Source organism: Bradyrhizobium tropiciagri, assembly GCF_018130545.1.
Taxonomy (GTDB): Bacteria; Pseudomonadota; Alphaproteobacteria; order Rhizobiales; family Xanthobacteraceae; genus Bradyrhizobium; species Bradyrhizobium tropiciagri_A.
Genome location: NZ_JAFCKF010000005.1, coordinates 474,776 through 499,387 on the forward strand (window position 1 = coordinate 474,776; position 24,612 = coordinate 499,387).

The window sequence follows — 24,612 nt, forward strand, 5'->3', positions numbered from 1 at the left end:
AGCCTACTTGCTCTGTTCCTTGCTCTCTTCGACCTTCTCGACCTTGGCGGCGAGGTCGGGCACGCGGGTGACGCGGTAGGTCGCGTTGCTGCAGGTCAGCGTCCAGGCCTCGTTGTCGGGCTTCGAGAGCTTGTCATCCCGCTCGGCCTTGAGCGGCTTGTCGCAGGCATAGCCCTGCGCGCGCAGTTGCACCGCCAGCAGGTCCTGCAAGCTCTGCTCGGCCCGTGCGGTCGATCCCGCGAGGTGACCGGCGAACAGAATGGCGAGCGCCAAGTTCGTGAACCTCATCATGACTGTCTTCCGCATATCCATCCTCCGCTTGATCTAGTGAGGGTGATCCGGCAGCACGAGCCCGAACGTTCTGGTCAGATCCGCCACTTGTTCGGGCGAGAGATAGCGCGGGTTCAGCCCGCGCAGCAGCAGATAGAGTTTTGCGGTCTCCTCCAGCTCCTCGGTCGCGAACACCGCGGCTTCCAGCGTGTCGCCGGAGACCACAGGGCCGTGATTGGCGAGCAGCACCGATGAATATTTGCCGGCGAGCCCTTTGATCGCATCGGCGACGGCGGGATCGCCGGGGCGATAGTACGGCACCAGGGCGGTCTGGCCGCACTTCATCACGTAATAGGCCGTCATCGGCGGCAGCGCGGCGCGCGGGTCGATCTCGGGCAGCATCGACAGCGCGACCGAATGGGTCGAGTGCAGGTGCACCACGGCGCCTGCGCTCGTGCGCGTCTGGTAGAGCGCGGTGTGCAGTGGCACTTCCTTGGTCGGGGCGTCACCGGAGAGGAGGCGGCCATTGCCGTCGAGCCGCGACATTTTCGCCGGATCGAGGAAGCCGAGCGAGGCGTTGGTCGGCGTCACCAGCCAGCCGCCGTCGTCGAGCCGGACACTGATATTGCCTGAGGAGCCCGGCGTCAGCCCGCGCTCGAACAGCGAGCGGCCGAAACGGCAGATGTCCTCACGAAGCTTTGTTTCGCTCATCCGGTTTCGCCCACCTGATTTCGCCCACTTATTTTGCCTTGGCGCTATCCGTTTTCCGCTTTGTCTCATGCTTTGGCAGCGCGGCCAAGCCGTGATAGGCAAGCAGCAACGAGCATGATCGGCGAATTGCCAGCCGGTTTTCCGAAAATGCTCAAACAAGTAAAAATGTTTGGGGATCGCCGCATGTCCAGTTCCGCAACACCACACGTCGCCGTCATCGGGCTGGGCTCGATGGGATACGGCATGGCGACCTCGCTCAAGCGCGCCGGCTTCGTCGTGACCGGCTGCGACGTCTCGGCCGATGCCGTCGCGCGTTTCGTGGCTGATGGCGGCAAGGGCGCGAAAACGCCGGCTGAAGCGGCCAAGGATGCCGACATCGTCGTCAGCGTCGTGGTCAATGCGGCGCAGACCGAAGCCATCCTGTTCGGCAAGGACGGCGCCGCCGAGACGCTGGCCAAGGACGCGGTCTTTATTTCCTCGGCGACCATGGACCCCGATATCGCGCGGCGGCTCGCAAAGCAGCTCGAGGCGACCGGCCGGCACTATCTCGATGCCCCGATCTCCGGCGGCGCGCAGCGCGCGGCACAGGGCGAGCTGACGATCCTGGCGTCTGGCAGCGCGGCGGCGTTCGCAAAGGCGCGCCCGGCGCTGGATGCGATGGCGGCAAAGCTCTACGAGCTCGGCGACGCCGCCGGGCAGGGCGCTGCGTTCAAGATGATCAACCAGCTGCTGGCCGGCGTGCACATCGCGGCCGCCTCGGAGGCGATCGCGTTTGCCGCCAAGCAGGGCCTCGACATCCGCAAGGTCTATGAGGTGATCACGGCCTCGGCCGGCAATTCCTGGATGTTCGAGAACCGCATGCCGCATGTGCTCGACGGCGACTATGCGCCGCGCAGCGCGGTGGAGATATTCGTGAAAGACCTCGGCATCATCCAGGACATGGCGCGCAATGCGCGCTTCCCGGTGCCGGTCTCGGCCGCGGCGTTGCAGATGTTCCTGATGACCGCGGCGGCCGGCATGGGCCGCGACGACGACGCCTCGGTGGCGCGGATGTATGCCCAGGTCACCGGCACCAAGCTTCCCGGCGCCAAATAAGAGGATCTTGCAATGCCCCGCTTTGCCGCCAACCTCACCATGATGTTCAACGAGGTGCCGTTCCTCGACCGCTTCGACGCGGCGGCGAAAGCGGGCTTCACCTCAGTGGAGTTCCTGTTTCCCTACGACCATCCGGCCGAGGAGATCGGCAAGCGCCTGAAGGCCAACGGACTAACGCAGGCGCTCTTCAACCTGCCGCCGGGTGACTGGAATGCCGGTGAGAAGGGCTTTGCCGCGCTGCCGGATCGCTTCGCCGACTTGCAGCAGAGCCTGAAGACCGCGCTGCCCTATGCGCAGGCGACCGGCGTCAAGCGGGTGCATCTGATGGCGGGGATCGCCGACCGCAGCGATCCCAAAGCGGTCGCGGCATTTCGCAAATCGGTGGCGCGTGCCGCGGAGTTCTTCGCGCCGCACGGCCTCGACGTCGTGATCGAGCCGATCAATCCGCGCAACGTGCCCGGCTACTTCCTCAACGACTTCATCTTCGCGCGCGACCTGATCAACGAGCTCGGGATTGCGAACCTCAAGCTGCAGTTCGATATCTATCACTGCCAGATCATCCATGGCGACGTCACGATGCGGTTGCGCGAGATGATGCCGATCATTGGCCACATCCAGATCGCCTCGATCCCCTCGCGCAACGAGCCGGATGGCGAGGAGCTGAACTATCCGTTCCTGTTCGGCGAGCTCGACCGGCTCGGCTATGGCGGCTTCGTCGGCTGCGAATACAATCCGCGGGCCAGGACCACTGATGGTCTCGCCTGGTTCAAGCCCTATGCCGGAGTGAAGCCGTGACCTCAGCCGGAAAACTCTCGCTTGGCTGCATCGCCGACGACTATACCGGCGCCTCCGACCTCGCCAACACGCTGACCCGCGCCGGCCTGCGCACGGTGCAGACCATCGGGGTGCCCGCAGACGATCTCGCGCTGCCCGAGGTCGATGCCGTCGTGGTGTCGCTGAAGAGCCGCTCGATCGAGGCCGGCCTGGCCGTGACGCGTTCGCGCGCGGCGGAAACCTGGCTGCGCGGCCGGGGCGCCTCTCACATCCTGTTCAAGATCTGCTCGACCTTCGATTCCACCGATGCCGGCAATATCGGTCCGGTGATGGACGCGCTGCGTGCCGATTCCAAGGACAGCATCGTGCTGGTGACGCCGGCGTTCCCGGAAACCGGCCGCACCGTCTACCAGGGCAATCTGTTCGTTGGCTCCGTGCCGCTGAACGAGAGCCCGCTGAAGGACCACCCGCTCAACCCGATGCACGATTCCAATCTGGTGCGCGTGCTGGCGCGCCAGAGCAAGACCAGGGTCGGCCTGGTCGATCTCGCGACGCTGAGCCGCGGTGCGGAGGCGGTGCGCGGTAAGCTGGCCGAGCTCGCGCAGGGCGGCATCGGCGCCGCGGTCGTCGACGCGGTGTTCGACCGTGACCTCGAGACCATCGGGCAGGTGGCGCTGGATCATCGTCTCTCGGTCGGTGCCTCCGGGATCGGGCTCGGATTGGCGCGGGCGCTGGTCGCTGCCGGCAAGGCCAGATCGAATGCAGCGGATGCGCAGCCCGCGGCGGCAATCGGCGGCCCGGCGGCCTGCCTCGCCGGCAGTTGCTCGCAGGCGACCCTGCGCCAGATCACCAACGCCGAGAAGGTGATGCCGGTCCTGCACCTCGATCCCGAGCGGGTGGTTGCCGGCAGGGATGAGGCGCAGCGCGCGCTCGCCTGGGCCAAAGATCGGCTTGGGTCAGGGCCGATCCTGATCGCGAGCAGCTCTAGCCCGGATGAGGTGGCAGCTCTGCAATCGCGTCATGGCCGCGATGCAGCCGGACATGCCATCGAGCAGGCGATGGCCGACATCGCGGAGGGGCTGGTGCAGTCGGGGGTGCACAGGCTGGTGGTCGCCGGTGGTGAAACTTCAGGCGCCGTGGTCGACCGCCTCGGTATCCCGGGATTTCTGGTCGGCGCGGAAATCGCCGCAGGCGTGCCGGTTCTGCGCGCAGTCGGCACCAAGACCGGCGCGATGGTGCTTGCCCTCAAATCAGGCAATTTCGGCGGGCCGGAGTTCTTCTCGGACGCGCTGGCATTGATGCCGTGACATGATGCGGCCATCGCGCATCATGTCACGGCGGTGACAGCGCGTCTCAGTAGTTCAACGGGGAAACAAATTAACCCTACTTAAGGAGGGGGGCTGGCTTTGATATGTGCGGCGCACCGCCGCGCCCCTAGCCATTCGATTGGGCTTCGCGAGCCCGATATCAAGAGACCCCACGATGTTCGCCAAATACTCGATCCGCGCCAAGATCATTGCCGTGGTTGCGTTCCTGCTTGTCGCGATGACCGGCATGGGCCTGCTGGCGGTCGTGAACTTGAGGTCGATCAATGCCAACACCGTCGACGTCACGACAAGCTGGCTGCCGAGCGTGCGGGCGCTGGGCGATTTGCGCGCCGGTGTCATCACCTACCGCAACGTGATCCGCGAGCACATGCTGTCCGAGACGCTGGAGGACAAGCTGGCGCAGGAAAAGACCCTCGCGACGGTGGTCGAAGCAAACCTCAAGGCGCGTGCGGTCTATGAGCCGCTGATCACCTCGCCTGAGGAGCGCGCGCTCTACAACCAGTGGGTCGACGCCTGGACCCGCTACAAGAAGGGCACCGAGGAGGTCATGGCGCTGTCGCGCAAGGACGTCGGCAAGATGCCGCGCGAAGCGCATGAGCTGAACGCCAAGACGGTGAACAAGATCGGCCTCGAGTCCGATGAGATCCTGCGCAAGGACATCGACCTCAACAATGCCGGTGCCGACACGGCGGCGCAGGCTGCGTCGAACAGCTACGCATCGGCCGTCATGCTGCTCGCGATGATCCTTGGCGCCGCCATCATCGTCGGCGTCGGCGTCAGCTTCCTGATGATCCGTGACGTCTCCGCCGGCATCGCCTCGATCGTGAGCCCGATGCAGGCGCTGGGCCGCGGTGACCTCACCGCAAACGTGCCGCACCAGGGTGAGAAGACCGAGATCGGCGCGATGGCCGATACGCTGCAGGTGTTCAAGGAAGCTCTGGTTGCGAAGAAGGCGGCCGACGAGGCCGCCGCCGTCGACGCCGAAGCAAAGATCGAGCGCGGCCGCCGCGTCGACGCCATCACCCGCAATTTCGAGCAGATGATTGGCGAGATCGTGCAGACCGTGTCGTCGGCCTCGACCCAGCTCGAAGCCTCGGCCTCTACGCTGTCGTCGACCGCCCGGCGTTCGCAGGAACTGACCACCTCGGTTGCCGCGGCGTCCGAGGAAGCCTCGACCAACGTCCAGTCGGTCGCCTCGGCGACCGAAGAGCTGTCGTCGTCGGTGACCGAGATCAGCCGCCAGGTGCAGGAATCGGCGCGGATGGCCGGCGACGCCGTCGGCCAGGCGCGCACCACCAATGATCGCGTCAGCGAGCTGTCGAAGGCTGCCGCGCGCATCGGCGACGTGGTCGAGCTGATCAACACGATTGCCGGCCAGACCAATCTGCTGGCGCTGAACGCGACCATCGAGGCGGCGCGCGCCGGCGAGGCCGGCCGCGGCTTCGCGGTGGTGGCGTCCGAAGTGAAAGCGCTGGCCGAGCAGACCGCCAAGGCGACCGGCGAGATCGGCCAGCAGATCGCCGGCATCCAGACCGCGACCCAGGAGTCGGTCGGTGCCATCAAGGAGATCTCGTCGACCATCGAGAAGCTGTCGGAGATCTCGTCCACCATCGCTGCCGCAGTCGAAGAGCAGGGCGCGGCAACGCAGGAGATTTCCCGCAACGTGCAGCAGGCGGCGCAGGGCACCCAGCAGGTCTCGGCCAACATCACCGATGTGCAGCACGGCGCCAACGAAACCGGCTCGGCTTCCAGCCAGGTGCTGTCGGCGGCACAGTCGCTGTCGGGCGACAGCAACCGCCTCAAGCTCGAGGTCGGCAAGTTCCTCGAGGCCGTCCGCGCCGCCTGACACAGTTGAAGCATCGATCCTCGGAAAATGCCCGGCCGATAGGCTGGGCATTTTTCTTTGCACATGCTGAGCTCAGTAGTTCCACGCAACGCGCGATTAACGATCCGTAGTTTCACGCGCGGTACTGTGCCGCATAGCGACGCGGCCTGACCGCACAGAATCGCGAACTCCATTCCAAATCCAAACGAGGCACCCGGATGATGTTCCTGGCGAGATTCCGCATTCTCACGAAGATACTGGCGATTGTGGGCGGTCTCTCGATCATCGCCGGGATGCTCGCCTATCTTGGAATCTCCTCGCTGAAGTCACTCAGCGACCGCGGCGTCGTTACGGCGCGGGCCGCGGAGCGCGCACTGCTGTCGTCGCAGGCCAACCAGAACGTGCTGGCGATCAATCGCGCCGAGTTCCGCAGCGCGCTCGATCCGCGCGACGAGAACCGGCTCTCGGCACGAGGCGTGATCGACGAACAGCTCAAATTGCTCGACCAGCGCCTTGGCGAGATCAGCAAGACCCAGGATCCGCAGACCATCGCGCTGCTGTCCGGCGTACGCTCCGCGCAGTCCGCCTACCAGGCGCAGCTGAAGCAGACGCTTGATGCGGTCGACGGCGCGCGGGCGGCCGATCTGACCCAGTCCGCCGAGAAGCTGCGCGACGTCGCGATGAAAAGCCGTGCGGCCGCGGAAGAGCTTCAGGCCAAGGTTCGGGCGGTCGCGGACCGCCAGGATCAGCGGGTCAGGGACAATGTGAAGGCCAACGAGCAGGAATACGCCTCGACCTCGGAGCTGTTGATCCTGCTCGCCGCATCGGGCGTCCTGCTCGGTCTGCTGTTCGGCTTCGTGGTCGGACAATATGGTGTCGCAAAACCGATCCGCGCCGTGGTCGAGCTGCTGCAGCAGCTTGCCAATGGCCAGTATGACACCCCGGTGGGTGGCACCGATCGCCGCGATGAGGTCGGCGACGTCGCCAAGACCGCGCTGGTCTTCAAGGACAACGGCCTTGCCAAGGTCCGGATGGAGCACGAGCAGAAGGAAATGGAAGCGCGCGCCGCCGCGCAGCGCCGCACCGACATGCTCCAGCTGGCCGACGGCTTCGAGCGCGCGGTCGGCGAGATCGTCGAAACCGTCGCATCCGCCTCGAACGAGCTCGAAGCGTCCGCGACCACGCTGACCTCGACCGCCGAGCGCTCGCAAAGCCTTGCGACCACCGTCGCCAGTGCCTCGGAGGAAGCGAGCACCAACGTCCAGTCGGTGGCGTCGGCAACCGAGGAGCTGTCGTCTTCGGTCAACGAGATCAGCCGCCAGGTGCAGGAGTCGGCGCGGATGGCGAGCGATGCGGTCGGTCAGGCCCGTGCGACCAACGACCGGGTCGGGGAGTTGTCGAAGGCGGCCGCCCGGATCGGCGACGTGGTCGAGCTCATCAACACCATCGCCGGCCAGACCAACCTGCTGGCGCTGAACGCGACCATCGAGGCGGCGCGTGCCGGCGAGGCCGGACGGGGCTTCGCGGTGGTGGCATCCGAGGTCAAGGCGCTCGCGGAGCAGACCGCCAAGGCGACCGGCGAGATCGGCCAGCAGATCGCCGGCATCCAGGCCGCGACCGAGGATTCCGTGAACGCGATCCGCGCGATCGGCTCGACCATCGAGCGGCTGTCGGAAATCTCGTCCACCATCGCCGCCGCGGTCGAGGAGCAGGGCGCGGCGACCCAGGAAATCTCCCGCAATGTGCAGCAGGCGGCACAGGGCACTCAGCAGGTTTCGGCCAACATCACCGACGTGCAGCACGGCGCCAACGAAACCGGCTCGGCCTCGAGCCAGGTGCTGTCGGCGGCACAGTCGCTGTCGGGGGACAGCAGCCGGCTCAAGCTCGAGGTCGGCAAGTTCCTCAACGCCGTCCGCGCCGCCTGATCCGGCGCCAACCGGGCAGGGCGGCCGGGATCGTTCTCCTGGCAACCAGTCGCAGCGTGGTGGACCGGCCGGCTCACCACGCTTTGCATTTTCGCAGAGCTGCGATGCGCTAACCTACTGGCGGCCGCAACGGCGTGCTCGCCTTGCTCGCATTGGCAGCAGAGCCGTCTCTTTTTGCCGATGATCCGAGTGCCGATTGACGGCAAGCTGCCCGGCACGGTCGATCGAAGCGTGCGGCGTCACTGCGCTATGCCAAGGAAGTGAAGGCCGCCGCGGCTCCACAGGTTGGCGTTTTGCCCGGCATCGGGTAAATCGGCCGCTATCGGAACGGCTTTTGCAATGTCGATTCCTCTGCCTGGGCGGGCTTCATTTCGGGAATGCTGCTTTTATGATCGCACTGGTCCGTATCGCGCTGAGCCGGCCATATACTTTCGTCGTGCTCGCGATCCTGCTGTTGATTATCGGACCGCTGGCGGCGCTGCGCACGCCGACCGACATCTTTCCCGAGATCCGCATCCCTGTGATCGGCGTGGCCTGGTCGTACACCGGTCTGCCTCCCGACCAGATGTCGGGGCGTATTACAACTCCGTTCGAACGTGTGCTGACCACGACGGTCAACGACATCGAGCACATCGTTGCGAACTCCTATAACGGCATCGGCATCGTCAAGATCTTCTTCCAGCCCAATGTCGACATCCGCACCGCCAATGCGCAGGTCACCGCGATCTCGCAAACCCTGCTCAAGCAGTTGCCGCCGGGCGCAACGCCGCCGCTGATCCTGAACTACAGCGCCTCGACGGTTCCGATCATCCAGGTCGCGCTGTCGGGCGACGGCCTGACCGAGCAGAACCTTGCGGACATCGGCATCAACCAGCTGCGCACGCCGCTGGTCACGGTGCCCGGCGCCGCGATCCCTTATCCGTATGGCGGCAAGCAGCGCCAGATCCAGATCGACCTCAATTCGACCGCCCTGCAGGCCCGCGGCCTGTCGGGCCAGGACGTCGCCAACGCGCTTGCTGCGCAGAACCTGATCACGCCGGTCGGCACCCAGAAGATCGGCGGTTTCGAATACACCATCAACCTGAATAACTCGCCGCTCCGTATCGAGGAGCTCGGCGACCTGCCGATCAAGACCGTCAACGGCGCCATGGTCTATGTGCGCGACGTCGCCACCGTCCGCGACGGCAACCCGCCGCAGACCAACATCGTCCATGTCGACGGCAACCGCTCGGTGCTGATGATGGTGCTGAAGGCCGGCGCGGTTTCGACGCTGGATATCATCGCCGGCATCAAGCAGAAGGTGATCGACGTCAAGGACCAGCTACCGGACGCGCTCAAGATCGGCTTCGTCGGCGACCAGTCGGTGTTCGTCCGCGGCGCGATCACCGGCGTCGCCTTCGAAGGCGTGATCGCGGCGCTTCTGACCAGTGTCATGATTTTGCTGTTCCTCGGCAGCTGGCGCTCGACCGTCATCATCGCGGTGTCGATCCCGCTGTCGGTGCTCGGCGCGATCATCATGCTGTCCCTGATCGGCGAGACGCTCAACATCATGACGCTCGGCGGCCTTGCGCTCGCGGTCGGCATCCTCGTCGACGACGCCACGGTGACGATCGAGAATATCAACTATCACCTGGAGCAGGGCAAACCGGTCGAGCAGTCGATCCTCGACGGCGCCAACCAGATCGTGACGCCGGCCTTCGTCTCGCTGCTCTGTATCTGCATCGTGTTCGTGCCGATGTTCTTCCTGACCGGCGTGGCGCGCTTCCTGTTCGTGCCGATGGCCGAAGCGGTCATGTTCGCGATGATCTGGTCGTTCCTCCTGTCGCGCACCCTGGTGCCGACGATGGCGAACTATCTGTTGCAGGCGCATGTGCATCACGAGGGCGCGCCGCCGAAGTCGCGCAATCCTTTTGTCTGGTTCCAGCGCGGCTTCGAGGCGCGGTTCGAGCGGATCCGCGGCGGCTATCATGGTCTGCTTGCGATGGCGCTCGGCCACCGCAAGGTGTTCGTCGGCGGCTTCCTTGCGGTCGTGGTGGCATCGTTCCTGCTGGTGCCGTTCCTCGGGCGCAACTTCTTCCCGGCGGTCGATGCCGGCAACATCCTGATGCATGTCCGCACCCAGGTCGGCACCCGCGTCGAGGAAACCGCCAACCAGATGGCGGATGTCCAGAAGGCGATCCGCAAGCTGATCCCGGGCGAGATCGAGACCATGACCGACAACATCGGCATGCCGATCTCCAGCATCAACCTGACCTACAACAACACCGGCGTGATCGGTCCGCAGGATGCCGACATCCAGATCAAGCTGAAGGAAGGTCACAAGCCGACCGAGCAGCATGTGCGCGCACTGCGTGAGCAGTTGCCGCGGCTGTTCCCGGGCACCAGCTTCTCCTTCCTGCCGGCCGACATCGTCAGCCAGATCCTGAACTTCGGCGCGCCGGCGCCGATCGATCTGCAAATCCGCGGCGCCAATATCGAGGCCAACTTCGCCTACGCCAACAGGCTGCTGGCGAAGATCAAACGCATCCCCGGTATCGCCGATGCACGGATCCAGCAGTCGCCGAACAACCCGACCTTCAACATCGATGTCGACCGCACTCGCGCGCAATATGTCGGCCTGACCGAACGCGACGTCACCAACTCGCTGGTCGTCAACCTCGCCGGCTCCTCGCAGGTCGCGCCGACCTATTATCTCAATCCCGATAACGGCGTGTCCTATTCGATCGTGATGCAGACGCCGCAATACCAGATCGACTCGCTGAGTGCGCTGCAGACGCTGCCGATCACCGCGACCGGCAACACCCAGGCGCCGATCCTCGGCGGCATCGCTGACATCAAGCGCGCGACCTCGAGCGCGGTGGTGTCGCAATACGACATCCAGTCGCTGGTGCAGATCTACGCCACCACGCAGGGCCGCGATCTCGGCGGCGTCGCGACCGACGTGCGCCAGCTGATCGCCGACACCGCCAAGGAAGTGCCGAAGGGCTCCTCGGTGGTGCTGCTCGGCCAGGTGCAGACCATGAACTCGGCCTTCACCGGCCTGCTGTTCGGCCTGCTCGGTGCTGTCGTGCTGATCTACTTCCTGATCGTCGTGAACTTCCAGTCCTGGTCGGACCCGTTCGTGATCATCACGGCGCTGCCCGCAGCGCTGGCCGGCATCGTCTGGATGCTGTTCACCACCCAGACCACGCTGTCGGTTCCGGCGCTGACCGGCGCCATCATGTGCATGGGCGTCGCCACCGCCAACAGCGTGCTGGTGATCAGTTTCGCCCGCGAGCGCTATGAGGAGCTCGGCGACCCCGTCGCGGCGGCGCTGGAAGCCGGCTTCGTCCGGTTCCGCCCGGTGCTGATGACCGCGCTCGCCATGATCATCGGCATGGCGCCGATGGCGCTGGGGCTGGGCGAGGGCGGCGAGCAGAACGCCCCGCTGGGCCGGGCCGTGATCGGCGGGCTGATCTTCGCCACGACCGCGACGCTGATGTTTGTTCCCGTGGTATTCAGTATGGTACACAAGAAGCAAGGCGCCAAAGCCGCCGCCTCATCGGAGATTCCGCATGCAGCCCACTGAACAGCGCCCACCGGTGTCCGGCCGGAGACTGGGCATATTCGGCGTGGTTGCACTGGTCGGCGCCGGACTGATCGTCGGCACCGGCATCCGCGCCCGTGAGGAGCAGGACAACAAGCTGAAGGAATGGACCGACGACCAGGCCGTTCCGACCGTCGCGGTGGCGCTGCCTAACGCCCGCGCGCTGAGCCCGACGATCGAGCTGCCGGGCCGGCTCGAGGCCTATTCCCGCGCGCCGATCTACGCCCGGGTGTCCGGCTATCTCAAGACCTGGGACGCCGACATCGGCGCCAAGGTCAAGGCCGGCCAGGTGATCGCCGAGATCGAGGCGCCCGACCTCGACCAGCAATTGCTGCAAGCGCGCGCCGATCTCGCCAGCGCCCAGGCCTCGGCCAAGCTCTCCGAAGCCACGCTGGCCCGGCGCAAGACGCTGGTGGCCTCGAATTTCGTCTCCGCGCAGGAGATCGACGAGCGCACCGCCGACCTCTCCAACAAGAACGGTGCGGTGAAGGCCGGCCAGGCCAATGTCGAGCGGCTGGAAGCGCTCGCCGGCTACAAGAAGATCACGGCGCCGTTCGACGGCGTGGTGACCTCGCGCGACACCGACGTCGGCGCGCTGATCAATGCCGGCGGCAATTCGGGGCCGGCGATGTTCACGGTCTCCGACATCACCAAGCTGCGCGTCTATGTCAACGTGCCGCAGAACTACGTCCCGGCGATCAAGATCGGCGCCAAGGCGACGCTGGCGCTGCCGGATTATCCGAACCGCAGCTTCCAGGCGACGGTGGAAGCCTCCTCGCAGGCGGTCGATGTCGCATCCGGGACCACGCGGATGCAGCTCGGGCTCGACAACTCCTCCGGCGAGTTGATGCCGGGCAGCTATGCCAGCGTGAAGCTGAACCTGCAGCGCGAGTCCACGCCGCTCAGCATTCCCGCCAGCGCGCTGATCTTCAACAGCAGCGGCCTGCGGGTCGCGACCGTCAGCCCCGACGACAAGGTGCTGTTCAAGACCGTGAAGATCGGCCGCGACCTCGGCAAGGAGATCGAGATCGCCACCGGTCTCGCGCCGGACGACCGCATCATCACCGCCCCGCCGGATGGCCTCGCCGACGGCGACCATGTCCGCGTCACCGGTGCCGGCGCCAAGGGCAAGCCGACGACGGCGTCTGAAAAGCAGGATGTGAAGGGGTAGGGGACGGCCCAGCACCGTCTTCGTCGTGGTGCCCGGGCTTTGTCCCGGGCATTTTCGTTGCCGCCGATGCGTAGGGTGGGCAAAGATGCGTAGGGTGGGCAAAGGCGCATCGCGCCGTGCCCACCATCAAGCGCACTGTTCGGGAAGGTGGGCACGCTTCGTTTTGCCCACCCTGGGATCTTAGCAATCCTACGCCACCCGCCATTCCAGCATGCCGTCACCGGCGGTGACGATGTTGCCGGTGCTGCCGACTGGCGTGCGATCCATGTTCTGGAGATACGCCAGCGTCGCGGTGTCGCTCGCCGGGATGCGGCCGAGCGTGCGGCGGCCGTCCTCGGTGCGCAGCATCGTGACGCCGTGCTCGACCTCGCCATTGGCGCGATAGATCACGGTGAAGGCTTCGACCTTGCCTTTGCCCGCCGCCTCCGCGGTAAAGTCGGGCACATCGCGCCGGTTGCGATCGGCTTCCGCCTGCACGGAGGTGTCCTGCTTGAGCACGGCGGTCGGCGCCGCGCGCGACAGCACGAGGCCGTGATGCTTGGTGACGAAGCCGCCCTGGCCGTAGAGCAGGCCGAGCGTGCCGCCGATTCTCAATTTGCGCACCATCGCGCAGGCCGAATGCGTCATGTAGGTGTTGAGCGGCGCGCCGAAGAAGGTGAGGCCGCCGGTCACGGTCGGCTGCACGTCGGCGCCGAGACCGAGCGTCCGGCGCGCCATCTTCGGCACGCAGGGGAAGCAGCTATAGAGCTCGATCGCGTCGAACTTCCGGCCGTCGCCGCCGACGAGATCCATCACCGCCTTCAGCACCGCGGTCTGCGCGTGGCTTTCGACGAACTGGTCTCGGGTCAGATAATCGCGCGGCTCTTCCGCCGAGGCGCCGCCCAGCGGATAGATCAGTTTCTCTTCGGGTACGCCGGCGGCGCGGGCCTTGGCGAGGCTGGTGAGGATCAGCGCGCCGCCCATGTTCACCGTCGGGTTCGCCACCATCAGCTTCGTGTACGGCCAGGCGATCATCCGGTTGTCAGGCGTCGCGGTGGTGATCTCGTCGCCGCTGAACTTCTTCTTCAGCCAGGAGTTCGGATTGTCGGCGGCAACCCGCGCATAGGTCGACCACAGATCGCCCGACTCCTTCAGCGCCTCGCGCGGCGTCTGGCCCCAATGCGCCGAGGTCGCGGACTCATAGAGCGGATAGACCGTGATCGGCCTGAACACGCCGAGCGTCACGGCCATCGGCTTCTGGAAGGCGGCGCCGCGCTTCGGCTCCTCGACGTCATGCGCGAACGGCGTCCACGGCAATTCGACGCCGGCGCGCTGCGCCTTGGTCGCGGTCGACTGCGCCTCCGCGCCGCACACCGCGGCGACGCTGCATTCGCCGCGCGCGATGCGCTGCGCCGCTTCGTGCAGATAGCGGATCGGGCTCTCGCCGCCGACCGGGCCGTAATAGAGATGCGCGGGCGCGATGCCGAGCCGCGCGGCGAGCTGTTTCTCGGGATCGCGATAGCGCCAGCTCAGGAAGTTGACGACGTCGAGCGACTGCACGTCGGCGAGCAGCTTTGCGCCGCTGTCGGCCTCGGCGCGCTTCAGCGCTTCTTCCAGCAGGGTGAGCGGCTCGAGGCCGGCTGCGATGTCCTTGGGACGATCGACGATTTCGCCGACGCCGACGATGACGGGAATACGGTCTTCGGGGATATGAGATGCGGTCATTCTTCTTGCTTCACTTTCTAGGTCACCACGCCGTCGCCCTTCGAGGCGCGCAAGGGCGCGCACCTCCAGCGACAACGGCTTCGCCGTTGCGCGGGGGTGACGGCTACGCGCACACCGTCATCCTGAGGAGCGGCCACTTGGCCGCGCCTCGAAGGATGAGCCACGTATTCGATCACTCCGCCACCAGCGCGTTCATGTGCTCGACGGCCTCGACGAACTCTTCCTTGAATTCCTGCACCACGGCGCCGGCCGACTTCACGCTGTCGACCAGGCCGACGCCCTGGCCGACGAAGTAGCTGACGAGATCGCGAGCCTTCTCGTTGCCGGCGGCAGCGGCGCGGTCGATGGCGTTGAAGGCGTCGCGGCTGATGATGCTCTGCAGCGGCATCGGCAATGCGCCGGGGCTGTCCGGCGAGCGGTCCCAGGCGTCGGTCCACACCGAGCGGAGCTGCCGCGCCGGCTTGCCGGTGCGGCCCTTGGAGCGGATCGCGTCGCGCGAGGAGGCCGCGATCATCTTCTCGCGGAAAATCTCGGAGGTTTCCGACTCCACGGTGGCGAGCCACACCGAGCCGGTCCAGGCGCCGGCTGCGCCCATCGCCATGCAGGCCGCCATCTGGCTGCCGGTCATGATGCCGCCGGCGGCGAGCACCGGCACGTCGCGAATCTTTTTGACCGCCTTGATCACCTCGGGCACCAGCACCATGGTCGAGACCTCGCCGCAATGGCCGCCGGCCTCGGTGCCCTGCGCAACGAGGATGTCGACACCGGCTGCGACCTGGCGCAGCGCGTGCTCCTTGGAGCCGATCAGCGCCGCGACCGGTACGTCGTGCTTGCGACCCATCTCGATCATCGCCTTCGGCGGCACGCCGAGCGCGTTCGCGATCAGCCGGATCGGATGGCGGAACGAGACCTCGAGCAGTTGCAGCGCGGTCTCGGCGTCGAACGGCTGCGGCTGGTTATCGGCGACATTGCGGCTGGTCAACTCGATGTCGTATTTCTTGAGGAGATTGCGAGTGAAGTCGCGATGCTCCTGCGAGACGCGCGCCTCGAGGCTCTTCCAGGTGACGTTCTTCTCACCGGCAGTGGAGATGTTCTCCGGGATCAGCACGTCGATGCCATAGGGCTTGCCATCGACATGCGCGTCGATCCACTTCAGTTCCTGTTCAAGCGTCTCCGGCGAATGCGCGGTCGCACCGAGCACGCCGAAGCCACCGGCGCGGCTGACCGCCGCCACCACGTCGCGGCAATGGCTGAACGCGAGCAGGGGGAATTCGATGCCCAGCATGTCGCAGATCGGTGATTTCATGGACTGGTTTTCTCCCGGCGGCTGTTTGTTGTGCTCGTTGGCATCAGCCTCCGCGACGCTAGCGCAGGACGGTCAGCGAAGCCAAGCGGGTTTCGGCCGCGGCGATCTTGCGTGCAGGCGCTGCTTGGCTGCATCGCTCGCAGCGCATTCCGCTGGATAGAAAATGCGATCCGGCGGGGGTGGGCAAAGCCGGGCGTGCCCACCATCTAGTGCGGGCATGCGGATGGGCGCGGCGGTCGCCGCACCATGGAAAAATGGAAACCGGGAGCCAACGACGTGACTGACACCTCTGCCTACGAGCCGCCGAAAGTCTGGACCTGGAACAAGGAGAGCGGCGGGCGCTTCGCCAGCATCAACCGGCCGATCGCGGGTCCCACCCATGACAAGGAACTGCCGGTCGGCCGTCATCCATTGCAGCTCTATTCGCTGGCGACGCCGAACGGCGTCAAGGTCACCGTGATGCTGGAAGAGCTGCTCGCGGCAGGGCACAAGGGCGCGGAGTACGACGCCTGGCTGATCAAGATCGACGGCAACCAGTTCGGCAGCGGCTTCGTTGCGGTCAATCCGAACTCGAAGATCCCGGCGCTGATGGACCGTAGCGGGAAGGAGCCGATCCGGGTGTTCGAGTCGGGCTCGATCCTGGTCTACCTCGCGGAAAAATTCGGCGCCTTCCTGCCGACCGACGTCAAGACCCGCGCCGAAACCTTCTCCTGGCTGTTCTGGCAGATGGGCTCGGCGCCCTATCTCGGTGGTGGCTTCGGGCACTTCTATGCCTACGCCCCGACCAAGATCGAATACGCCATCGATCGCTTCGCGATGGAAGTGAAGCGCCAACTCGACGTGCTCGATCGCCGGCTCGCCGATAACGAATATCTTGCCGGCGATGTCTACACCATCGCCGACATGGCGGTGTGGCCCTGGTACGGCGGCCTCGCCAAGGGGCTGCTCTATGGCGGCGGCGAATTCCTCTCGGTGCAGGACTACAAGAACGTGCAGCGCTGGACCGACGCGATCGCGGCACGGCCCGCAGTCAAGCGCGGCCGCATGGTCAACCGCACCTGGGGCGAGCCGTCGAGCCAACTCCACGAGCGTCATGAGGCCAGCGACTTCGAGACCAAGACGCAGGACAAGGTCGAGCAGGCGGCGTCGTAGGCGTAGCTTTGTAATCGCTGCGTAGGGCGGATTAGCGAAGCGTAATCCGCCGTTATGTCCGGAAGAAGTTGGCGGGTTACGCCTTCGGCTAACCCGCCCTATGCTTTTCGCGCATTATCCCAACAAATCGTCATACTCCGGATGCTTCTTCATGAAGCCCTGGATGAACTCGCACTTCACGACGAGCTTGACGCCCTGCGTGCGTACCGCATCGAGCGTGGCACGCGCGATCTTGGAGCCGATGCCGCGGCCGCCGAGCTCCGGCGGCACTTCGGTATGAACCAGCGTGATCGTGTCCGGCGTCTTGCGGTAGACCACGAAGGCGGTAGCGCCGTCGACGGCGAGCTCGAACCGGCTCTGCGCCGCGTTGTCCCGAAATGCTTCACTCATTGTGTTGTCCTCGGCTATTTCGTCTTTGCCCCTTCGGCCGCGGGAAATACCACGCGGTCGTCGGTGCGGCAGTAGCGATCGGCGAACATGCGGCCGATCGGGTGGTAGCGGTCCATGTGGACGCGCATTGCATCATGGTCCCACAATTCGTCGCGGATGTGGAAGTGAATGCCTTCGCCCATGATCAGCTCGCGGTCGCCATTGACGTCAATCAGCTTCCAGGTCTTGCACTCCATCGCGAACGGCGCGTCGGCAAGCCGGGGCACCGCGATCTTGCTGGATGGCGCGAGCTTCAGCCCGAGATAATCAGGCTCGCCGATCTCGGGCGGGAAGTCGCCCGAGCTCTCGTGCATGGCGCGTGCCAGGGGCTCGTCGGTGAGGTTGACCACGAACTCGCCTGATCGTTGGATGTTGATCATGGTGTCCTTCTCGCGGCCGTCCGGCCGGCGATTGACCGCGAACATGCAGAGCGGCGGATCCTCGCAGAACACGTTGAAGAACGAGAACGGCGCCGCGTTGACCACGCCGTCAGCGTTTTGGCTTGTTACCCAGGCGATCGGCCGCGGCAGCACGAAGGAAGTCAGCACCTTGTAGCGTTCGCGCTGGGTGAGGTCGCTTGCGGCGTATTCCATGGGATGATCCGAATGTGGGATGGGTTAGCGACTTGTCCGCCGTAGCTCGAAGAGCGAAGGCGCAAGCGTAACCCGCCGCTGGCGAACCGCAAAGTAAAAGGCGGGTTACGCTTGCGCTAACCCGCCTTATAATTTCGTTCAGACTTCCGAATAATAGAATTATGCCGCTGAGTTGCCCGACATGTCAAGTTGCCGTGTCGAGTGCCGGCACGCCGGCCGGCTACTTTGCATGGGGTTGTTTTCGATGTTTTGGCAGCACGCCGCTGCCGAGGTAGCCGTGGGGTGGGCAAAGCGAAAGCATGCCCACCCCACAAAGCATGCTTACGTCATGCTCAGTTCGTGGCGGCCGACCACCATCCAGTGCACCTCGTCCGGACCGTCAGCGAAGCGCAGATGGCGGACGTCCTGGTACATCTCGCCGAGCGGCGACCACTGCGAGATGCCGGTGGCGCCGTGCATCTGGATCGCCTGGTCGATCACCTTGCAGGCGCGCTCGGGCACCATGGCCTTGACCATCGAGACCCAGACGCGGGCTTCCTTGTTGCCGAGCACGTCCATCGCCTTGGCCGCCTTCAGCACCATCAGCCGCATCGCCTCGATTTCGCAGCGCGCCTGGGCGATGATCTGCATGTTGCCGCCGAGATGGGCGATCTTCTTGCCGAACGCTTCGCGGGTCAGGCCACGCTGCACCATCATGTCGAGCGCCTTCTCGGCCTTGCCGATGGTGCGCATGCAATGATGGATGCGGCCCGGTCCGAGGCGGACCTGCGAGATCTCGAAGCCGCGGCCTTCGCCGAGCAGCATGTTCTCCTTCGGCACCTTGCAATTGTTGAAGCGCAGATGCATGTGGCCGCGCGGCGCATGGTCATGGCCGAACACATGCATGGGCCCAAGGATCTCGACGCCGGGGGTGTCGATGGGGACCAGGATCTGCGACTGCTGCTTGCTCGGCGCCGCGTCGGGATTGGTCTTCACCATCACGATCATGATCTTGCAGCGCGGATCGCCGGCGCCGGAGATGTAATACTTCTCGCCGTTGATCACCCACTCGTCGCCGACCAGCTTGGCGGTGGTCGAGATGTTCTTGGCGTCGGAGGAGGCGACGTTCGGCTCGGTCATCGCATAGGCCGAGCGGATCTCGCCGTTGAGCAGCGGCTTCAGCCACTTCTCCTTCTGCGCCTTGGTGCCGACGCGCTCCAGCACCTCCATGTTGCCGGTGTCGGGCGCCGAGCAGTTCATGGTCTCGGAGGCCAGCGGGCTCTTGCCGAGCTCGGCGGCGATATAGGCGTAGTCGAGGTTGTTGAGGCCGTCGCCGGTCTCGGCATCGGGCAGGAAGAAGTTCCAGAGGCCGACTTCCTTGGCCTTGTCCTTGGCCTTCTGCAGGATCGCGAGCTGCTCGTCGGTGAAGCTCCAGCGGTTCGTCTTCTTCTCGCCGGCGCGATAGAACTCGACCGACATCGGGTCGACGGTGTCGCGGATGAACTGCTTCACATGATCGTAGAGCGGGCGGACCTTGTCCGACATCCGCAGATCATTGAGCTCGTCGCCCGGATTGAGCGTGTAGTTCGTAGTGCGCGGCACATAGGCATGTTTCATTGTCTTTTCTCCCTCGCGAAGGCGCGTTTCGCGGCGGACAATAGACGCGTGCGGCGCGAAGCGCGAGCACCGATTTCGTACGAGCGCTACCGCATCGCGGAATATCGCGACGGCGTTTCAAACGTTGTTTGAACGCCGCCGCTCGCGACGCTTTTTGGATCGCCTAGCCAGAGCGTCAGGGCATCCGATGCATTGCGCAGATCTTGTTGCCGTCGAGGTCGCGCAGATAGGCGAGGTAGAGCTTGACGCCATTGCCTTCGCGGACGCCCGGCGGGTCCTCGCAGGGCTTGCCGCCATTGGCGACGCCGGCGGCGTGCCAGGCCTCGACCTGCTCCGGCGAAGAGCAGGCAAAGCCGATTGTGCCGCCATTGGCGTGCGTCGCCGGCTCGCCGTTGATCGGCTTGGTCACCATGAAGATGCCGGCCTTGGTGAGATACATGATGCGGTACCCGTCGACCCGGGCCGGCCGGACGCCGAGCGTGCCAAGCAGCGCATCGTAGAACGCCTTGGCCTTGTCGAGATCGTTGGTGCCAACCATCACGTGTGAAAACATCTGAAATATCCTCTCTGCTTGCTTAAGAAAGTCGCCTCGTGCGTCCCTACGGCAAGAACGCTAGCAGCAGTTTTGTTTCGACGGAAGCGACGCGGCGTCGCTCCCTCAGCTTCAGAAGAGGGCAGGTAGACACAAGACTCGGGCACGTCTGCGCCGCGATGGTGCGGGTGTATGTTTCACCAGCCGCGCCACAATCTCACTGTCGTCCCTGCGAAAGCAGGGACCCATAACCACGACCGTGCATTGTTGCAGGTGGTCGGAACGACGAGTCCCGATAACAACATCCGCCGCGGAGTATGGGTCCCTGCTCCCGTGCGCAATTGCGCACTAGGCAGGGACGACAGCCGTGGATGCGGACGCAGCGCAGCTCTCAGAACGCCGTATACCCACCATCAATCACAAAGCAGTCCGCCGTATGATACGACGACGCCTTGCTCATGAGGTAGACGGCGATGCCGCCGAAATCGCTCGGCTCGCCGAAGCGGCGCACCGGGATGCGCGGCATCACGTTGGCGACGAACTTGTCGTTGGCCATGATGCCGGCGGTCATGTCGCTCTTGATCCAGCCGGGCAGGATCGCGTTGGCGGTGACGCCGTGGCGGGCGAGCTCGACGCCGAGCGCGCGGCACAGCGCGTTCAGCGCGGCCTTGGTGCCGGCATAATGCTCGTTGCGCGCGGTGCCGAACAGCGAGGCGAGGCTCGAGGTTGCGACCAGCCGGCCGAACCGGTCGCCGGCTTCGGACCGCTCGGTCATGTGGCGTGCCGCAGCCTGGAACACATGAAACACGCCGTCGAGATTGGTCGCGAACATCCTGCGCCATTCCTCCTCGGTGCGGTCGATGAAGGAGCGCCGTCCGCCGCCGCCGATGCCGGCATTGGCGAAGCAGCCGTCGACGCGGCCGAAGGTGTCGAGCGTTGCCTTCATTGCGGTCTTGACCGAGCCGGGATCGCTGACGTCGCAGAATTGCGTCGAGACCTTGCCGGGCCCGGCCTTCATCGAGGCCGCGGCGTTGGCGTTTTTTTCCGCGTTGCGGCCCCAGATCGCGACGTTGCAGCCGGCGGCGTTCAGCGCCTGCGCGATGCCGAGGCCGATGCCGCCATTGCCGCCAGTGATGACAGCGACGCGGCCGGTGAGATCGAAGATGCCACTCATTGGGGTTTCCATTTGGTTTGGTGCGCGCTAATCACGCGTTCACGGATGGGCTTGCCGCCGACCATGGACAAGCCCGGCACAAAAATCAAATATGGGTCGAAGCATCGACCTACCGCGGTACCAACCGCCGAAGCAACGTAAAGAGGAAACCATGCAGTTCAAGCACGTCACGCTCGACTTCGACGGATCGGTCGCGATCCTCAGGCTCGACCATCAGGAGGTCATGAACGCGGTCTCGATCGACATGCTGGGCGGGCTTGCCGAGGCGCTCGATGCGATCGACGACAAGCGCGACGAGGTGCGCTGCCTGGTGATCACGGGCGCCGGCCGCGCGTTCTGCACCGGCGCCAATCTGCAGGGCCGCAACCAGCAGCAGAAGCCCGGCAGGAGCAACGCCGGCGCGGCGCTGGAGACCGCGTTCCATCCGTTCCTCCGCCGATTGCGTAAGCTGCACTGTCCGATCGTGACCGCGGTGAACGGTCCGGCTGCCGGCGCCGGGATGAGTTTTGCATTGATGGGCGACCTCATCCTGTGCGCGCGCTCGTCGTATTTCCTGCAGGCGTTCCGCCGCATTGGCCTGGTGCCGGATTGCGGCTCGACCTGGCTGCTGCCGCGGCTGATCGGCAAGGCGCGTTCGGTCGAGCTGTCGCTGCTCGGCGAGCGGCTGCCGGCCGAGAAGGCGCTGGAATGGGGCCTCGTCAACCGCGTCTATGACGACGCCGCGCTGATGGAAGAGACGATGAAGATGGCGCACGATCTCGCCAACGGCCCGACGGTGGCGCTGTCGCTGATCCGCAAGCTCTATTGGGACAGCCCGGAAAACACCCTCGAGGATCAGCTCAATCTGGAATTCGAGTCGCAGCGGATCGCGGGCGGCGCCGAGGATTTCAAGGAAGGTGTCACCGCGTTCCTCGAGAAGCGGCCGGCGAAGTTCAAGGGCAAATGATCGAGACCGAACTCAGGCGCTGCGTCGCCGCGTTTCATCCGGGCGCGACCGGTGTTACGGGCGCCGCAAAACTCTCCGGCGGCGCCAGCCAGGAGACCTGGACATTCGACATCGTGCACCCGGACGGCACGATCGGCGCCATCCTGCGCCGCGCGCCGCCGGGCTATGGTGCTGCGCCCGGCCGCGCCGCCGGTCTCGATGCGGAGGCCACGCTGATGCAGCTCGCGCATGACGCGGGCCTGCCGTCGCCGAAGGTGATGCACGTGCTGACGCCGGAGGACGGCCTTGGCCGCGGCTTCATCATGGCGCGGGTCGAAGGTGAGACCATCGCGCGGAAAATTTTGCGCGACGAGGAATATGCCAATGCGCGGCCGATGCTGGCGCGCCAGCTCGGCCGCGTCATCGCCGGCATCCACGGCCTGCCGCAGGCCAAGCTGCCGAAGCTGCGCAGCCTGACGGCGACCAAGGAGATCGAGGATCTCTCCCGCGAATATCACAGCTTCAACTGGCCGCGGCCGGTGTTCGAGCTGGCGCTGCGCTGGCTGCGCGATCACGATCCCGGGCCGTCGTCCGAGGTGACGCTGGTGCATGGCGATTTCCGCCACGGCAACCTGATCATCGGTCCTGACGGGGTCCGCGCGGTGCTCGACTGGGAGCTCGCGCATTTCGGTGATCCGATGGAGGATCTCGGCTGGATCTGCGTCAACTCGTGGCGCTTCGGCGAGATCGACAAGCCGGTCGGCGGCTTCGGCACGCGCGAGGATCTGTTCGCGGGCTATGAAGAAGCCGGCCGCAAGGCCGACCCGGATCGCGTGAAGTTCTGGGAAGTGATGGGCACGCTGCGCTGGGGCGTGATGTGCTGCGGCATGATGCAGCGCTTCCGCCTCGGCCCCGATCACTCGATGGAACGTGCGATGATCGGGCGCCGCGCGTCGGAGACCGAGATCGATTTGTTGCGGCTACTTGCTCCGCGAGGATGACATGCAAGACGATCCGACACCCACCGAACTGATCAAGGCCGTCGCCGATTTCCTGCGCAACGAGATCGCGCCTGCGATCAAGGGCCACAACAGCTTCAAGCTGCGCGTTGGCATCAACGCGCTCGACCTGGTGACGCGGCAGCTCGCGCTCGCCGAGGCCGGCGATGCGACCGAGGCCGCGCGGCTGAAGGCGCTGCTCGGCGCGGACGGCTCGCTGATGGAGCTGAACCGCGCACTGTCGGAGAGGATCGCCAGCGGCGAGGTCGATCTGACAACGCCGGGACTATCCGAACATCTCTGGCAGACCACGATGGACAAGCTCGCCGTCGACCAGCCGAACTACGCGTCGTACAAGAGGGAGTTAGGGAACAAGGCGTAGCGAATACCAAAACTCGTCATTCCGGGATGCGCCGCAAGGCGCAGGCCTCAGATGCGCAATGCGCATCGGGGAATCCATACTCCCGATGGTGGTTATGGATTCCGGGCTCGTCGCTTCACGACGCCCCGGAATGACGGGAGTAGAGTGAGCGTTATTTGCCCAGCCACTTCGGCGGACGCTTCTCCGAAAACGCCTTCGGGCCCTCGATGTAGTCCTGCGAGGCGGCCATCGCCTTCACTGCCGGATATTCGCGCTGCTCGGTCATGGCCTGTTCCAGCGAGACTTCGAGGCCCTTCTGGATCGCCTGCTTGGAGGCGCGGATCGACATCGGCGAGTTCTTGGTGATGGTCTCGGCCCAGCGCTCGGCCGCAGCCAGCGCTTCGCCCTGCGGCACCACCTCGTTGACGAAGCCGAGCTCGAGGCCCTCCTTGGCGCTGACATGGCGCGCGGTCAGGATCATTCCCATGGCGCGCTTCAGCCCGATCTGGCGCGGCAGGCGTTGCAGGCCGCCGGCGAGCGCGGCGAGACCGACGCGCGGCTCGGGCAGGGCGAAGGTCGCATTCTCCGCCGCGATGATCAGGTCGCAGGCCAGCGCGACCTCGAACCCGCCGCCCATCGCGACACCGTTGACGGCGGCGATGATCGGCTTGTCGCAGTCGAAGCGGGTGGTGAGCCCGGCGAAACCGCCCTTGTCCCAGCCGCGCTTGCCGCCGGCGGCCTGCCATTTCAGGTCGTTGCCGGCGCAGAACGCCTTGTCGCCGGCGCCGGTGACGATCGCGACCCACTGCTCGGGATCGGCGGAGAAGTCGTCGAACACCTTGTTGAGCTCGAAATGCGCATCGATGTGCAGCGCGTTGTAAACCTCGGGCCGCGACAGCGTCACGATGGTGATGGGACCCTTGCGAGTCACCTTGGAGAATTTCAGATCCATGTTTGCTCCCGTCGATTTTCTGCGGCGAAGAATATTGCTGACATCCTAGCGCCTGCGCGCCGTTCCGTGCCATCCAATTACGCAACGCGACCGCGCGCGCCAGCCTCACCGGCCTGCTTGACTTGGCCGCGTGCTTCTCACCTTAATCGATCCGAACGCGGATGCGCGATAGCGTCTAGACGCAAAACCAGAATCAACAAGACCT

The 24,612-nt window shown here is 65.3% G+C and carries 21 protein-coding genes; 11 read left to right on the forward strand and 10 right to left on the reverse strand.

Features of this window, described 5'->3' with window-relative positions; translation table 11 throughout:
• Positions 1–3 precede the first annotated feature (3 nt).
• Both JQ616_RS23815 and JQ616_RS23820 read right to left on the reverse strand, forming a co-directional pair.
• Positions 4–291: a hypothetical protein gene (locus JQ616_RS23815; protein ID WP_212018607.1), complete on the reverse strand. Its 288-nt coding sequence runs from the start codon at positions 289–291 to the stop codon at positions 4–6.
• A gap of 33 nt (positions 292–324) precedes the next feature.
• Entirely contained in the window at positions 325–981 is a 657-nt protein-coding gene (locus JQ616_RS23820) for an aldolase (protein WP_212018608.1), read from the reverse strand.
• 183 nt (positions 982–1,164) lie between these two features.
• Between JQ616_RS23820 and ltnD the strand changes: the two genes are divergently transcribed.
• The 7 genes from ltnD to JQ616_RS23855 all read left to right on the forward strand — a co-directional run bounded on the left by ltnD (position 1,165) and on the right by JQ616_RS23855 (position 12,685).
• Positions 1,165–2,076 (forward strand): L-threonate dehydrogenase, encoded by a 912-nt coding sequence (ltnD, locus tag JQ616_RS23825; RefSeq protein ID WP_212018609.1) that lies wholly within the window; start codon positions 1,165–1,167, stop codon positions 2,074–2,076.
• Between the two features lie 12 nt (positions 2,077–2,088).
• On the forward strand, positions 2,089–2,871 hold the full coding sequence (otnI, locus tag JQ616_RS23830; RefSeq protein ID WP_212018610.1) for a 2-oxo-tetronate isomerase: 783 nt from the start codon (positions 2,089–2,091) through the stop codon (positions 2,869–2,871).
• The gene (otnK, locus tag JQ616_RS23835) at positions 2,868–4,157 is read left to right on the forward strand and encodes a 3-oxo-tetronate kinase (protein ID WP_212018611.1); all 1,290 of its coding nucleotides are present in this window, start codon (positions 2,868–2,870) and stop codon (positions 4,155–4,157) included. The genes otnI and otnK overlap by 4 nt, the downstream gene beginning before the upstream one ends.
• Positions 4,158–4,332: 175 nt before the next feature.
• Entirely contained in the window at positions 4,333–6,024 is a 1,692-nt protein-coding gene (locus JQ616_RS23840) for a methyl-accepting chemotaxis protein (protein ID WP_212018612.1), read from the forward strand.
• 197 nt (positions 6,025–6,221) lie between these two features.
• The gene (locus JQ616_RS23845; RefSeq protein WP_212018613.1) at positions 6,222–7,928 is read left to right on the forward strand and encodes a methyl-accepting chemotaxis protein; all 1,707 of its coding nucleotides are present in this window, start codon (positions 6,222–6,224) and stop codon (positions 7,926–7,928) included.
• Between the two features lie 388 nt (positions 7,929–8,316).
• Complete coding sequence (locus tag JQ616_RS23850) at positions 8,317–11,496, forward strand: efflux RND transporter permease subunit (RefSeq protein ID WP_212018614.1); 3,180 nt, start codon at positions 8,317–8,319, stop codon at positions 11,494–11,496.
• The gene (locus JQ616_RS23855; RefSeq protein WP_212018615.1) at positions 11,483–12,685 is read left to right on the forward strand and encodes an efflux RND transporter periplasmic adaptor subunit; all 1,203 of its coding nucleotides are present in this window, start codon (positions 11,483–11,485) and stop codon (positions 12,683–12,685) included. Before JQ616_RS23850 ends, JQ616_RS23855 begins: the two co-directional genes overlap by 14 nt.
• Positions 12,686–12,874: 189 nt before the next feature.
• Here JQ616_RS23855 and JQ616_RS23860 read toward each other — a convergent pair whose 3' ends face one another.
• Together JQ616_RS23860 and JQ616_RS23865 are read right to left on the reverse strand one after the other, a co-directional pair.
• Positions 12,875–14,389: an acetyl-CoA acetyltransferase gene (locus tag JQ616_RS23860; RefSeq protein ID WP_212018616.1), complete on the reverse strand. Its 1,515-nt coding sequence runs from the start codon at positions 14,387–14,389 to the stop codon at positions 12,875–12,877.
• A gap of 172 nt (positions 14,390–14,561) precedes the next feature.
• Positions 14,562–15,695 (reverse strand): nitronate monooxygenase, encoded by a 1,134-nt coding sequence (locus tag JQ616_RS23865; protein ID WP_212018617.1) that lies wholly within the window; start codon positions 15,693–15,695, stop codon positions 14,562–14,564.
• 276 nt (positions 15,696–15,971) lie between these two features.
• Here JQ616_RS23865 and yghU point away from each other — a divergent pair, with 276 nt between their 5' ends.
• A complete protein-coding gene (gene yghU / locus JQ616_RS23870; RefSeq protein WP_212018618.1) occupies positions 15,972–16,847 on the forward strand; it encodes a glutathione-dependent disulfide-bond oxidoreductase in 876 nt (291 codons plus the stop codon).
• Positions 16,848–16,961: 114 nt separating this feature from the next.
• On the opposite strand, the gene JQ616_RS23875 is transcribed toward yghU, so the two are convergent.
• The 5 genes from JQ616_RS23875 to JQ616_RS23895 all read right to left on the reverse strand — a co-directional run bounded on the left by JQ616_RS23875 (position 16,962) and on the right by JQ616_RS23895 (position 21,171).
• Entirely contained in the window at positions 16,962–17,237 is a 276-nt protein-coding gene (locus tag JQ616_RS23875; RefSeq protein ID WP_212018619.1) for a GNAT family N-acetyltransferase, read from the reverse strand.
• A 14-nt stretch (positions 17,238–17,251) separates the two neighbouring features.
• Entirely contained in the window at positions 17,252–17,869 is a 618-nt protein-coding gene (locus tag JQ616_RS23880; protein ID WP_212018621.1) for a flavin reductase family protein, read from the reverse strand.
• 321 nt (positions 17,870–18,190) lie between these two features.
• A complete protein-coding gene (locus tag JQ616_RS23885) occupies positions 18,191–19,465 on the reverse strand; it encodes an acyl-CoA dehydrogenase family protein (protein ID WP_163153213.1) in 1,275 nt (424 codons plus the stop codon).
• 175 nt (positions 19,466–19,640) lie between these two features.
• Complete coding sequence (locus JQ616_RS23890) at positions 19,641–20,018, reverse strand: VOC family protein (RefSeq protein ID WP_212018622.1); 378 nt, start codon at positions 20,016–20,018, stop codon at positions 19,641–19,643.
• Positions 20,019–20,388: 370 nt separating this feature from the next.
• Positions 20,389–21,171, reverse strand: a complete 783-nt coding sequence (locus JQ616_RS23895; RefSeq protein WP_212018624.1) for an SDR family NAD(P)-dependent oxidoreductase — start codon at positions 21,169–21,171, stop codon at positions 20,389–20,391.
• A 151-nt stretch (positions 21,172–21,322) separates the two neighbouring features.
• Between JQ616_RS23895 and JQ616_RS23900 the strand changes: the two genes are divergently transcribed.
• The 3 genes from JQ616_RS23900 to JQ616_RS23910 are packed head-to-tail and all read left to right on the forward strand — an operon-like array spanning position 21,323 to position 23,476.
• Complete coding sequence (locus JQ616_RS23900; RefSeq protein WP_212018625.1) at positions 21,323–22,117, forward strand: enoyl-CoA hydratase/isomerase; 795 nt, start codon at positions 21,323–21,325, stop codon at positions 22,115–22,117.
• Positions 22,114–23,097, forward strand: a complete 984-nt coding sequence (locus tag JQ616_RS23905) for a phosphotransferase family protein (RefSeq protein WP_212018627.1) — start codon at positions 22,114–22,116, stop codon at positions 23,095–23,097. The genes JQ616_RS23900 and JQ616_RS23905 overlap by 4 nt, the downstream gene beginning before the upstream one ends.
• A gap of 1 nt (position 23,098) precedes the next feature.
• Positions 23,099–23,476, forward strand: coding sequence for a DUF6285 domain-containing protein (locus JQ616_RS23910; protein WP_212018630.1), 378 nt, complete (start codon positions 23,099–23,101; stop codon positions 23,474–23,476).
• A gap of 151 nt (positions 23,477–23,627) precedes the next feature.
• On the opposite strand, the gene JQ616_RS23915 is transcribed toward JQ616_RS23910, so the two are convergent.
• On the reverse strand, positions 23,628–24,407 hold the full coding sequence (locus JQ616_RS23915; protein ID WP_212018632.1) for an enoyl-CoA hydratase-related protein: 780 nt from the start codon (positions 24,405–24,407) through the stop codon (positions 23,628–23,630).
• Between the last annotated feature and the right edge of the window lie 205 nt (positions 24,408–24,612).